Here is a 12,472-nt window from a genome sequence, read left to right on the forward strand (position 1 = left end):
GTGGGACTCGTCACGATCGGCGCCGTCGCCGCGCATTTCGGCCGCGACGTGGACCGAGGCGTCAGCAAGGTCGTCGGCATCATCGACGCGGCGGCCCGCGACGACGTCGACCTCCTGGTGTTCCCCGATGCCTGCCTGGGCGGCTACATCGGCGACCTGCGAGCGCCCGACCCGAACGACCGCCCGCCCGCGCTCGACCCGAACGGCCCGGAGATCGCGGCCGTCATCGCCGCGGCCGGTCCCATGACGGTGTGCGTCGGCTACGCCGAGGAGTCGGTCGGGGGTCGGTACAACGCCGCGATCTGCGTGACCGGCGACGGCGTGCTCGGCCACCACCGCAAGGTGCATCAACCGGCGGGAGAGTCGTTGGCGTACTTGGCCGGTGACGCGTTCACCGCCTTCGACACGCCGGTCGGACGGCTCGGCATGCTCATCGACTACGACAAGACGTTTCCCGAGTCGGCACGGGCGCTGGCCCTCGACGGGGCGGACGTCATCGCGGCGCTCTCGGCGTGGCCGGCCAGCGTCACCGACCGCGCGTCGCGGCTGCCCGCCGACCGGCAGGCGCGGTTGTTCGACCTCTACGACTGCGCCCGCGCCGCGGAGAACCAGGTGGTCGTGGTGTCCTCGAATCAGACGGGCGTCATGGGCGCACTGCGCTTCCTCGGGCAGGCCAAGGTCGTCGGCCCCGGTGGCGACGTGCTCGCCAACACCGGGTCCAAGGGCGGCCTGGCCAAGGTCACCGTCGACGTCGGCGCGGAGATCGCCCGGGCGCGAAAGGTGTTGAACCATCTCGCCGAGCGTCGGGTCGATGCGTACCACACCACGGCGGGGAACTGACCGTGCGCGTCGCCCTGCTGACCTACTCCACCAAACCCCGCGGCGGCGTGGTCCACACGCTCAACCTGGCCGAGGCGCTCGCGGAGGCGGGCATCGACGTGACCGTGTGGTCGCTGGCGCGGGCGGGTGATCGCGGTTTCTTCCGCGACGTCGACCCGCGCGTAACGGTGTCGCTGGTCGACTTCCCCGATCGCGGGGAGGAATCCGTGACGGACCGCATCGTGCGGTCGATCACCCTGCTGCGCGACGCCTTTCGGCCGACCGACTACGACGTCACGCACGCCCAGGACTGCATCAGCGCCAACGCCGTGGGACCCTGCATCCGCACCATCCACCACCTCGACGAGTTCACCACGCCGGTGCTGGCCGACTGTCACGAGAAGGCCGTGGTCGAGCCGTACGCGCGCATCTGCGTGTCGGCCGCGGTGGCCGCCGAGGTCCGCGACGGCTGGGGTCTGACCCCCACGGTGATCCCCAACGGCGTTCGTGCGCAACGGTTCGTCGAGGCGGCGTCCGAGGCCGGCCGCCCGGGCCGGGATGCCTGGCGCCGTCGCCTCGGTCGCTACGTGCTGGCCGTCGGCGGGATCGAGCCGCGCAAGGGCACCATCGATCTCGTCGAGTCGTATCATGTTCTACGACAACGGTTTCCGGATCTGCGATTGGTGATCGCGGGCGGTGAGACGCTGTTCGACTACCGCGACTACCGCGCCGCATTCGAGCGCAGCTGCACCGACCTGGGGGTCGAGCCGGTCATCCTGGGGGCGGTCGGGGACGACGAACTGCCCACGCTGATGGCCGCGTCGGAGGTATTCGCGTTCCCGTCGACCAAGGAGGGCTTCGGCTTGGCCGCGATGGAGGCCCTGGCCGCCGGGCGGCCGGTCGTGACGCGCGATCTCCCCGTGCTGCGCGAGGTGTTCGGCGACACGGTCTCCTACGCTTCCACGCCGGACGGTTTCGCCGCCGCCATGGGCGCCGAGCTCGAGTCCGCCGGTGACCCCGGGCCGGGCCGGGCGCTGGCCGCATCGCTGACGTGGGAGCGGGCCGCGCGACGGCACGTCGAGTTCTACGAGGCCAACCCCACGCCGCGCTAGCTCGTCATCGAGAGCGAGACCTCCCACAGCCGTTCGGCATTGGCGGGGTCGAGCGCGTAGGGCGCCACACCGCCGGTGCCCGGACCGCCGCGGCGCTCGACGCGCCGGGCCTCCTGGCAGTCCTCGAAGTAGCGGCCGCCGATGCCGTCGAGCAGTGGCGAGGCGGCCAGCAGCACGGAGGTCGCGGCGCCCTGCTCGACGGTCTTGAAGTTCGAGCCACCCGCCTTGAACGCCTCGAGGGCCTGCTCGGCGTAGTGCGAGGGCAGGTGGCGCTGCAGTGGGGTATCGATGCCGCCCGGCATGAGGGCGTTGGCGAGGATGCCGTCGTCGGCCCAGCGGCGGGTGGCCTCCACGGCGAACAGGACGTTGGCGGTCTTCGACTGGCCGTAGGCCCCGAACGGGTCGTAGTCGCGGAAGGCGTAGTCGATGTCGTCGAACACCACCGGTGAACGCAGGTGACCGCCGGAGCTGACCGAGACGATCCGGGCGCCGCCTGCCGCCGCCAGCGCGTCATGCAGCGCCACGGCGAGGGCGAAGTGACCGAGGTGGTTCGTCGCGAACTGCATCTCGTGTCCGCCGGACGAGAGGGTCAGCTCCTGGATGGCCATCACCCCGGCGTTGTTGACGAGGATGTGCAGCGGGCCCTGCCAGGCCCGCGCGAAGGCGGCGACACTGGCCGGGTCGGCGAGGTCCAGCGCGGCGACGTCGACGGCTCCGCTGCGGCCGTCGGCCGGGGCTCGGTCGCTGAGATCCGCGGCCACCCGGGCTCCCGCCGCGGTGTCCCGCACCGCGAGTGTGACGTCGGCGCCCGCCCCGACCAGCGCCCGCGCGGTCTCGACGCCGATGCCCGAGGACGCCCCGGTGACGATGGCGCGGGTGCCGGACAGGTCGACGCCCGCGAGCACCTCCGCGGCGGTGGAGGCGAAGCCGAACGGGGTAGTGAACAGGTCGGTGGTCACGCCGTGCCCAACGACGCCGGGCGCCGCAGTGTTCCCCGTCACGTGCTCAGCGCGTGCTGAGGCCGCCGATCGCGACCGTTTCTCCGGCCTGCTGGCCCATCAACGTGGTGAAGGCCTCGAGGACCAGTTCACCCTTGTCGTTGGTGCAGACGTTCCTGGTGACGACGATGTCCGCGCCGAACCGCTCGTCCACGGAGTCGATCTCCAGGCGGGCCCACAGCTTGTCGCCGGCGTAGATCGGCTTGTGGTAGATGAACCGCTGATCGACCTGCACGATGTTCATCGTCTCGATGCCGACGTCGACGGTGCGGAAGAAGTCCTGCTGGACCAGGAGTGCGTACACCGCGGTGAAGGTCAGGGGCGCGAGGATCGCGGGGTGGCCCAGCTCGGCGGCGGGCTTCTCGTCGAAGTTGGCGGCGTCGCTGGACTGGACGGCCTTCGAGTACTCGCGGATCTTCTCGCGGCCCACCTCGAAGTAATCCGGGTAAATGTGGACCATGTTGCGGATGTCGGTTTTTAGAGCCATGTAACTACCTCCGGGGGCAGACCCGGACATGCTCGGACCGGCGGGGTCGGGGGCAGGACGGGGTCTGGGTCGAACACCTTCGTGTCATTCCATTGAAGCAAATTCTTTAGCGCAGCTCACCTCGAGCCGTCCCGGGACGGGCGTGAGCTGCGGTGATGCGCAGCTACCGCAGTCGCAGACCCCGCGGCGTCCGGGAGAATCCGCTGCCGGTGAGCGCGTCGTGGACGGCCGCGTGGTCGGGCCCCGCCCCCGGGTCCAGCACCGGTACCCCGTTGATGCGCTCGACGAGCAGAGCCTGGAGGCGACCCGAGCCGACGAGTTCGACGAGCGCGACGCCGGCCGCGGCGTGGGCCTCCGCGTCGATGGTGAACGACAGCAGCGAACGCCCACCGCGTTCGAGGAACCACGTCAGCTCACCGTCGACGAGGACGACGAGGGCACCCGCCTTGCGCCCGGGCCGATGGCCCGTCTCGGCTTCGGTGGGCCAGGGGAGAGCAGCGCCGTACGGGTTCGCTGGATCGGACGCGGCGAGCACCACTGCGTGATAGTCGCGGCGCTGCTGGTCCACCCCGTCGAGATAGGTCCGCAGACGGTCGACCGTCGAGGCGACCGCGAACTGCGCGCCGCCCAGCGACTCGACGAAGTACCCCCGCTGACACCGGCCGACGTCTTCGAACGCAGTCAGCACCTTGTAGAGCATCGCGAAGCCACCGGGCACGCCCTCGGCCGAGCCCTTCGTCAGCACGCCGTACCGGTTGAGGAGGAGTTCGGCCGTGAAGTGGGTCCTGATCGTCGAATCCAGCTCCGGTGGTGGCAGCGCGCTCCACCGGCCCGCCACGGTCGCATCGGTCGTCCTGGCCTGGGCATGGGCGACGCTGTAGCGACTGAGCCGCGGCGGACGCTGTCGCTGTCGGTGCGTGCCGCCGCGCTTGCCGGAGCCGGCGAGCAGCGCCCGCACCGGGGCGAAGGTGTCACCGGTGACCCAGCCGGCCCAAATCAGTTCCCACAGCGCCTGTTTCACCGTCGAGGTCGGATCGCCCACACCCGCGCCGTCGGTGAGCTGGCGGAAGAAGTACGCGCCGCCATGGCCGAGCGTGGCCATGATCTCGCGGTGGACGTCGGTGAACTCGATCTCGACGGGTGCGGCCAGCGTCAGCGGCGCCGTCTCGGCCGAGTGGAACGCGATCCAGCCGTCACCGCTGCTGATCGACCCGGCGCCCGACCACGTCACCTCCCCCGAGGCCAGCAACTCGTCGAGCATCGCCGGCTGATAGTTGCGCACCCGCTGCGCGAACACCAGCGGCTCGATCGCCGACGCCGGCATCGGCACACCCGCCAGCTGGTCGATCACCGACGCGAGCCCGTCGACGCCGGTGCTCTTCTCGGTGCCGACCTGCTGCCAGGCGGGCAGGAATCTCGCATAGGCGGTCGTGCTGACGGGCTCGACCTGGGCGCGCAGCGCGGCCAGCGACCGGCGTCGCAGGATCTTGAGAACGTCTGCGTCACACCACTGTTCGACGTCCTGCACGGTGAACTCGCCGCGCACCAGCCGACGGTCGGCCGCCATCCGGCCCAGCACGTCGGCCGCCACCCGCAACCCCAACCCGAAGCGCTCGGCGGCGTCGCGGGTGGTGAATGGCCCGCGGGTGCGGGCGTAGCGGCCGAGCAGTTCGCCGAGTGGATCGGCCACCGTCTCGGTGAAGCTGGCCGGGACGCCGACGGGCACCGCGATGCCGACGCCGTCGCGCAACAACCCGACGTCCTCGATGGCCACCCACCACATCGCCCCGGCGAACGAGACGGTCAGAGCGCGCCGGGCCGCGTACAGCCCCTCCAGCCAGCCGTTGACGTCGTCGGCCGTCGACCGTTGCGCCACTTCGTCTTCGGTGAGCGGGCCGAGCATCCGCAGCAGGTCGGCCACACCCTCGGCGTCGCGCACCTTCCTGTCCTCGGCCAGGTGCTGCAGCTGCGCGACGGTCGACTCGATGACGCGCTGGTCGAGCAGCTCGCGCAATTCGACGCGGCCCAGCAGTTCGGCGAGCAGCGTGCTGTCCAGCGACAGCGCCGCGGCCCTGCGCTCGGCCAGCGGGCTGTCGCCCTCGTACATGAAGGCGCCCACGTACCCGAACAGCAGGGAGGCCGCGAACGGCGACGGCGTGGGCGTCTCCACCTCGAGGATGCGAATGCTGCGCTGCGCCACGCGACTCATCAGCTCACGCAGCATTGGCACGTCGTAGACGTCCTGCAGGCACTCCCGCACGGTCTCCAGCACGATCGGGAAGTCCGGGTACTTACGCGCGATGTCGAGTAGCTGCGCGGCCCGCTGGCGCTGATGCCACAGCGGGGACCGCTTGCCCGGATGGCGCCGCGGCAGCAGCAGGGCGCGCGCCGCGCACTCCCTGAACCGGGCCGCGAACAGCGCCGAGCCGCCGACCTCGTCGGTGACGATGGGGTCGATCTCGTCGGCCTCGAAGACGAACAGTTCGGCGCCGGGGGGTGTGTCCTCGGTGTCGGGCAGCCGCACGATGATGCCGTCGTCGGACGCGGTCGGCTTCTCGTCGATGCCGTAGCGCTCCCGCAGCCGACGGGCCACCGCGAGCGCGAGCGGCCCATGCACACGCAGACCGTAGGGCGAGTGCAGGATGACCCGCCAGTCGCCGAGCTCGTCGCGGAAGCGTTCGACGATGAACGTGGTGTCGGTGGGAACGGTCCCGGTGGCCTCGCGCTGATCGGCGATGAGTTGCCACAGGTTGTCGGTGGCGAAGTCGTTGAAGCCCATCGTGTGGCAGCGCTCGTCGAACTCGCGGCGGCCCAATCCGGCCAGCACGCCGGTGAACTCGCCGATCGCGGCGCCGAGCTCCGCGGGTCTGCCCACGCTGTCACCGCGCCAGAACGGCAGCCGGGCGGGCTGGCCCGGCGCCGGGAGGACGAGCACGCGGTCGTGGGTGATCTCGGTGATCCGCCAGCTGGTCGCGCCGAGGGCGATGACGTCGCCCGGCCGCGACTCGTAGACCATTTCTTCGTCGAGTTCGCCGACGCGAGAAGGCTTGTCGGTGTCCGCCGACGAGGCCAGGTACACCGTGAACAGACCGCGGTCGGGGATCGCACCGCCGGAGGTGACTGCGAGCCGCTGGGCGCCGGGGCGTGCGGTGAGGGTGCCCGCGTCGCGGTCGTACACCAGCCGTGGCCGCAGCTCGGCGAACTCGGTCGAGGGGTACTTCCCGCTCAGGAGGTCGAGGGTGGCCTCGAACGCGCTGCGCGGCAGCGTGGCGAACGGTGCGCTGCGCCGGATCGCGTCGAACCAGCGGTCGGCGTCGAGCGGTTCGAGGGCTGCGGCGGCGACGGTGTGCTGTGCCAGGACGTCGAGCGGGTTGGTGGGCACCTTCATGGTCTCGATCTCGCCGGCCAGCATGCGCTGCACCGTGACCGCGCAGTCGATCAGATCGGTGCGGTGCTTGGGGAACAGCACTCCCTGGCTGACCTCGCCGACCTGGTGGCCCGCGCGGCCGATGCGCTGCAGGCCGCTCGCGACCGAGGGGGGCGACTCCACCTGGATGACGAGGTCCACCGCGCCCATGTCGATGCCGAGTTCGAGGCTCGAGGTGGCGACGACCGCCTTGAGCCTGCCGGTCTTGAGGTCCTCCTCGACGAGCGCGCGCTGCTCCTTGCTGATCGAGCCGTGATGCGCCTTGGCCAGCAGCGGCTCGGCGCCGAGGGCGACGCCGCTGCCCATCACCTGTGCCGGCGCGCCGCCACCCACCTTCGGGTTGGGGGTCTCGGTGACCTCACCGCCGAGGCGTTCGGCGTGAATCTCGTTGAGGCGCGCGGTGAGTCGCTCGGCCAGCCGCCGCGAGTTGGCGAACACGATCGACGATCGGTGCGACTCGATGAGGTCGACGATGCGTTCCTCGACGTCGGGCCAGATGCTGTTGTTCTCCAGGTTGGCCATGTCGGGCACCGGCACGTGCACCGACAGGTCGAAGGTCTTGGCGGCCATCGGGGCCACGATGGTCGTCTTCGCCTGGCCCGACAGGAACCTCGCCACCTCCTCCGGCGGCCGCACGGTCGCCGAGAGGCCGATCCGCTGGGCCGGGACGTCCAGCAGCTGATCGAGCCGCTCCAGCGACAGCGCGAGGTGGGCGCCGCGCTTGGTCGCCGCGACGGCGTGCACCTCGTCGACGATCACGGTCCGCACCTCGGCCAGCGTCTCCCGCGCCGCCGAGGTCAGCATGAGGAACAGCGACTCGGGGGTGGTGATGAGGATGTCGGGCGGGCGGGCGATCATCTCGCGACGGCGGTTCGGCGGGGTGTCACCGGAGCGGACCCCGACGGTGATGCTGGGCGCAGGGACGCCGCGGCGGTGGGCGACGCGGCCGATGCCCGTCAGCGGCGTGCTCAGGTTGCGCTCGACGTCGACGGCCAGCGCCTTGAGCGGGGAGACGTAGAGGACCTTCGTGCCCTTGCCCGTCGACCCGGTGGCCTCCGGCGGTTCGGCTGCGGCCAACCGGTCGATCGCCCAGAGGAACGCGGCGAGGGTCTTTCCGGAGCCCGTCGGGGCCACGACCAGGGTGTTCTCGCCATTGGCGATGGCCTCCCACGCCTCGGTCTGGGCGGCCGTCGGCGCGGAGAACGTCCCCGTGAACCACTCCCGCGTCAGCTCACTGAAGCGGGCCAGGGGTGGGGCGGTGCGACTGGCCATGCCGCCATACTGCCCGCACCCACCGACAAGCCCGTCCGGGTCTACTGCGGCGTGGGGATTCCCGGCATCCGGGCCACGGCGTCGAGCAGGGCGTGGGCGCACGTGTCGGCGACGGTGCCGGCATCGATCGTCGGGTCGACGACGCGCTGCCGGCACATCTCGAAGGTGAAGGCCAGCCAGCCGTAGACGACCACCCGCAGGTCGCGTCGAGCGTCGGCGTCGAGCGGCTCGTCGAGCACGCCGGTGATGCGGTCGACGATGCGGTTGGCCTGGCGGTCGTTGTCGACGTCGTCGATGCCGCGCAGCACCGGGTCCGAACGGCCCATGCCCATGTAAGCGGCCCAGGCGCCGTGCGGATGCGCCTCGTCGTAGTGCAGGTAGGCCAGCACGCCCGCGCGGATCTGCTCGAAGAGACCCTGCCCGGGCTGCGGGGGAGTGTTGGTGGCCGCGAAGAGCCGCTCGCCCTCGGCCCGCACGACGGCGGCGAAGAACGCCCGCTTGTCGGGGAAGTAGTGGTACATCAGGGCTCGCGAGACTCCGGCGCGCTCGGCGATCTCGTCGATGCGGACCTCGTCGTAGGGCCGCTGTCCGAAGACCTCGGCGCCCAGCGTCAAGAGTTCGCTGCGCCGATCCTCCGGCGACAGCCGCCGCCGGGACGACGCGCCGCGGGCGCGAAGGGCATCCTGGTCGGCCACCCCGGCAGTCTAGTGAGGGCGTCCGCTCAGCCGAGCGTGCCCTGGTAGCGGCGCATGCCCGCGATCCAGCGCTCGTAGTCGCTGCCCTTGTGGCGGTACATGTCGAGGACGGCCGGATGCGGCAGCACCAGGAACCGACCGTCCTCGATGGCCTGGACCGTCAGTTCGGCGACCCGATCGGGTCCGATGATCTCGCCCGCCCCGGCGACGGCCGCGCCCGCCATCCGCGCCGTGGGGTCCTCGGCGTTGATGACGTCGTTCAGCAGGGGCGTGTCGACGCCCATCGGGCAGACGCACGACACGCCGATTCCCTTGTCGCCGTAAGTGATCGACAACCATTCGGCGAAGCCGACGGCCGCGTGCTTGGTCACGGAGTAGCCGGCGGCGCCGAGCTGGGTCAGCAGCCCCGCGGCCGACGCGACGCCGACGAAGTGGCCCGCACCCCGCTGCAGCCATTCCGGCACCAGGGCCTTGGCCGCCCGCACGTGGGCGCGCAGGTTCACGTCGATGATCGCGTCCCAGTCGGCCTCGTCGTCCCCGAGGCCCGGCGCGCCCATGATCCCGGCGTTGGCGACGTAGACGTCGACGGGTCCGAATCGTTCACGCGCACAAGCGATCAGCGTGGCGATGCCCTCGGTCGTGGCGGCGTCGGCGCCGACTCCCACCGCCGCGCCGCCCGCGTCGACGATGCTCGCGGCCGTCTCCTCGACACCGGTCGCGGCGAGGTCGCCCGCCACCACGGAGGCGCCGGAGGCGGCCAGCGCCGTGGCGATGGCCCGCCCGATTCCCGAACCGGCCCCGGTGACGACGGCGACGCTGCCCGTGATGTGCATGGACCCTGTCTACCGCACGGGCGTGGACGCGCCGCCCTCCGGCGCCAGGACCCGCTCCAACCCGGCGATGACGACCGTCAGATCGAACTCGAGCTGGCCGTGGTCGGGGGTCTGGCCCTCGCGGGAGGCGAGCACCTCGCGCAGGACGGGAAAGTCGTCGGATGCCGCGCCCTGCAGCGCGCTGACCACCTCGGGCACGTTCGGGTGCACGCGGTTCTGGGCGACGAGGACCGCCGCCCGCCCCGCGGTGTACGCCGTCTCGGTGATGAGCGTCAGTGCCCGGCCGGCCTGCTCGACGTCGAAGCCGGCGTCGAGCAGCGACCGAAGCACGCGCTCGACCGGGGCCAGCGCGCCGAGGCCACTCGCGGCGGGCAGGTGAAACGAGGTGGCCAGCACTCCCAGCCGAATGAACGCGTCGCGCAGCGCCGCGGCGTAGGACCGCACCACCAGTCGCCAGTCGCCATCGGCGGGAAGTTCGACGCGGCGCAGTTCGGTGGCGAACACGTCGAAGGCCACCAGAGCGCGCAGTCCCTCGCGGTCGCCGACGTGGTAGTTCAGTGCCTTCGGATCGACCCCGAGCGCCTCGGCGACGGCCTGCATCGTCATTGCCTCCGGCGCCAGACGTCGTGCGGCCAGCACGATCCGCTCGCGGTCGAGCCGACGTGGACGGCCCCGCTGACGATGCGTCGAATCGACGGTCACGCTCGGGAGTCTATGTTTTTTCCCGTTCGGGAGTGGAGTTATGCGGCAGTGGGTTAGCGTGCAGGAGATGGCCATCAGCAGGCGCCGAGGAGCGTTCCCGTGCCCATGAGCAGTGCCTGGATCGTCGACGTCGTCAGGACGCCGCGCGGCAGGGGTCGCGTGGACGGCGGCCTGCACGGCATCCATCCGCAGGCGCTGCTGGCGCAGTGTTTGCAGGCCCTGCACACCCGCGTCGGGTTCGACCCGTCGGACGTCGACGACGTCGTGGCGGGCAACGGGATTCTCGCCGGTGACCACGGCGACGACGTCGCCAGGCTCGCGCTGCTGCTGGCCGGGTGGCCGGAGACGGTGCCCTGCATGACGCTCAATCGGTTCTGCGGGTCGGGTCAGCAGGCGGTCACGGTGGCCGCGATGGGCGTGGCCAGCGGCGCCCAGGATCTGGTGATCGCCGGAGGCGTCGAGTCGATGTCGCGGTGGAACGTCGCCGCGGGCTCGGTGACCATCGACGGCGGAAATCCGGCCCTGCGCGAGCGGTATCCGACCGTCCCGCAAGGTGTTTCGGCAGACCTCATCGCCACGCTCGAGGGCTTCACCCGAGCCGACGTCGATGCGTACGCCGTCGAGAGCCAGCGGCGGGCCGCCGTGGCGATCGCCGAGGGACGGTTCGCCGGATCGCTCGTCCCGGTGACCGACGCCGACGGTGCCGTCGTGCTGGAGCGCGACGAGCACCCGCGCGCGGACACCAGCCTGGAGGGGCTGGCCAGGCTGCGCCCGGCGTTCGGCCGTCTGGGTACCGACCGGGCCGACGGCGAGACCCGTTCCTACGACGAGACGTGTCTGCATCGCTACCCCGGCATCGACCACGTCGAACACGTTCACCACGCCGGCAATTCGTCGGGCGTGGTGGACGGGGCCGCGGCCGCCGTGGTGGCGTCGGACCGCTGGGTGGGCGCGCACGGCGTGACGCCACGCGCGAAGGTCGTCGCGACGGCGGCCGTCGGGTCCGAGCCGATCATCATGCTGACCGCGCCGGGCCCGGCCGCCGAGCGGGCACTGGCCAAGGCGGGCATGGCCGTCGGCGACGTCGATCTGTGGGAGGTCAACGAGGCCTTCGCCGCGGTCCCGCTCAAGACGATGCGCGACCTGAAGCTCGACCACGAGCGCGTCAACGTCAACGGGGGCGCCATCGCGCTCGGGCACCCCATCGGTGCGACGGGTGCGATGCTCATCGGCACCGTGCTCGACGAGTTGGAGCGCCAAGACCTGACCACCGGGCTCGTCACGATGTGCACCGGTGCTGGCATGGGCACCGCCACGATCGTCGAGCGGGTCTGAGGTGACGCAGACGCTGGTGGTCGAGAGGCCCGTGCCCGGCGTTGCGGTGCTCCGCCTGGATCGCCCCAGGCAGCTCAACGCGATCGACGAGGTCATGGTCGGCGAATTGGGCAGGGCCTGCACGGAATTGGGCGCCGATGCCGACGTCCGTGCCGTCGTGCTGACCGGCGCCGGGCGCGGGTTCTGCTCCGGCATCGACATGCGCGCCTTCGGGCCGGGCATGCTCGAGGCCAGCGCGCCCGCCATCGATCGGCTCCGGTTCCAGGAGGCGATGGCCGCACTACCGCAGGCGCTTCGGGCGATGCCGCAGCCGGTGATCGCGGCCGTCAACGGCCCGTGCGTCGGGGCGGGGCTCGCGCTCTGCCTGGCCGCCGACATCCGAATCTGTTCGGCCGCAGCCTCGTTCGGCAACGCGGCCATCCTGCTCGGGCTGTCAGGTGCCGAAATGGGGATGAGCTATCACCTGCCCCGCATCGTCGGCACCAGCGTGGCCGCCGACTGGATGCTGACCGGGCGCATGGTGTCCGCGGCGGAAGCCGACCGCCGAGGCCTGGTCAGTGAGGTCGTCGAGCCAGAGGCGCTGGAGCAGCGAGCGCTCGAACTGGCCACGGGGATCGCCGGTCTCGCCCCCCTCGGCGTCCAACTGACGAAGCGGGCCCTGCAGGTCAACACCGACGCGCCCGGGTTCAGCCAGGCGGTCGAGCTGGAGAACCGCAATCAGGTACTCACCCATGCGACCGACGACGCCGCCGCCCGGCGCGCGACATGGTCGTGACGACGGAAGGACATCGA

The 12,472-nt window shown here is 71.4% G+C and carries 10 protein-coding genes; 4 read left to right on the forward strand and 6 right to left on the reverse strand.

Going from position 1 to position 12,472, the window contains the following annotated elements; all coding sequences use genetic code 11:
* Entirely contained in the window at positions 1-840 is an 840-nt protein-coding gene (locus G6N60_RS06905) for a carbon-nitrogen hydrolase family protein (protein ID WP_163734381.1), read from the forward strand.
* A gap of 2 nt (positions 841-842) precedes the next feature.
* On the forward strand, positions 843-1,931 hold the full coding sequence (locus G6N60_RS06910; protein ID WP_163734384.1) for an MSMEG_0565 family glycosyltransferase: 1,089 nt from the start codon (positions 843-845) through the stop codon (positions 1,929-1,931).
* Here the strand turns inward: G6N60_RS06910 and G6N60_RS06915 are convergent.
* The 6 genes from G6N60_RS06915 to G6N60_RS06940 all read right to left on the reverse strand — a co-directional run bounded on the left by G6N60_RS06915 (position 1,928) and on the right by G6N60_RS06940 (position 10,345).
* Positions 1,928-2,890, reverse strand: a complete 963-nt coding sequence (locus G6N60_RS06915; protein ID WP_163743577.1) for an SDR family NAD(P)-dependent oxidoreductase — start codon at positions 2,888-2,890, stop codon at positions 1,928-1,930. The two genes, G6N60_RS06910 and G6N60_RS06915, sit on opposite strands and share 4 nt — an antisense overlap.
* A gap of 46 nt (positions 2,891-2,936) precedes the next feature.
* The gene (gene hadC / locus G6N60_RS06920; RefSeq protein WP_163734387.1) at positions 2,937-3,416 is read right to left on the reverse strand and encodes a (3R)-hydroxyacyl-ACP dehydratase subunit HadC; all 480 of its coding nucleotides are present in this window, start codon (positions 3,414-3,416) and stop codon (positions 2,937-2,939) included.
* A 163-nt stretch (positions 3,417-3,579) separates the two neighbouring features.
* Positions 3,580-8,115 carry an ATP-dependent helicase gene (locus tag G6N60_RS06925; protein WP_163734391.1) on the reverse strand — a complete coding sequence of 1,512 codons (4,536 nt, stop codon included), beginning with the start codon at positions 8,113-8,115 and terminating at the stop codon, positions 3,580-3,582.
* Between the two features lie 41 nt (positions 8,116-8,156).
* A complete protein-coding gene (locus tag G6N60_RS06930) occupies positions 8,157-8,810 on the reverse strand; it encodes a TetR/AcrR family transcriptional regulator (RefSeq protein ID WP_163734394.1) in 654 nt (217 codons plus the stop codon).
* A 26-nt stretch (positions 8,811-8,836) separates the two neighbouring features.
* A complete protein-coding gene (locus tag G6N60_RS06935) occupies positions 8,837-9,643 on the reverse strand; it encodes an SDR family oxidoreductase (protein ID WP_163734398.1) in 807 nt (268 codons plus the stop codon).
* A 9-nt stretch (positions 9,644-9,652) separates the two neighbouring features.
* Positions 9,653-10,345: a TetR/AcrR family transcriptional regulator C-terminal domain-containing protein gene (locus G6N60_RS06940; RefSeq protein WP_163734402.1), complete on the reverse strand. Its 693-nt coding sequence runs from the start codon at positions 10,343-10,345 to the stop codon at positions 9,653-9,655.
* Positions 10,346-10,450: 105 nt separating this feature from the next.
* Here G6N60_RS06940 and G6N60_RS06945 point away from each other — a divergent pair, with 105 nt between their 5' ends.
* Both G6N60_RS06945 and G6N60_RS06950 read left to right on the forward strand, forming a co-directional pair.
* On the forward strand, positions 10,451-11,680 hold the full coding sequence (locus G6N60_RS06945) for an acetyl-CoA C-acetyltransferase (protein WP_163743579.1): 1,230 nt from the start codon (positions 10,451-10,453) through the stop codon (positions 11,678-11,680).
* 1 nt (position 11,681) lies between these two features.
* Positions 11,682-12,455 carry an enoyl-CoA hydratase/isomerase family protein gene (locus tag G6N60_RS06950; RefSeq protein ID WP_163734405.1) on the forward strand — a complete coding sequence of 258 codons (774 nt, stop codon included), beginning with the start codon at positions 11,682-11,684 and terminating at the stop codon, positions 12,453-12,455.
* The last annotated feature ends 17 nt before the right edge of the window (positions 12,456-12,472 follow it).

This window comes from Mycolicibacterium madagascariense (assembly GCF_010729665.1).
Taxonomy (GTDB): Bacteria; Actinomycetota; Actinomycetes; order Mycobacteriales; family Mycobacteriaceae; genus Mycobacterium; species Mycobacterium madagascariense.

Bases quoted from the DNA above. Each gene is read 5' to 3' on its own strand.
- hadC (WP_163734387.1), bottom strand. From the start codon at position 3,416: ATGGCTCTAAAAACCGACATCCGCAACATGGTCCACATTTACCCGGAT.
- G6N60_RS06945 (WP_163743579.1), top strand. From the start codon at position 10,451: ATGAGCAGTGCCTGGATCGTCGACGTCGTCAGGACGCCGCGCGGCAGG.
- G6N60_RS06935 (WP_163734398.1), bottom strand. From the start codon at position 9,643: ATGCACATCACGGGCAGCGTCGCCGTCGTCACCGGGGCCGGTTCGGGA.
- G6N60_RS06925 (WP_163734391.1), bottom strand. From the start codon at position 8,115: ATGGCCAGTCGCACCGCCCCACCCCTGGCCCGCTTCAGTGAGCTGACG.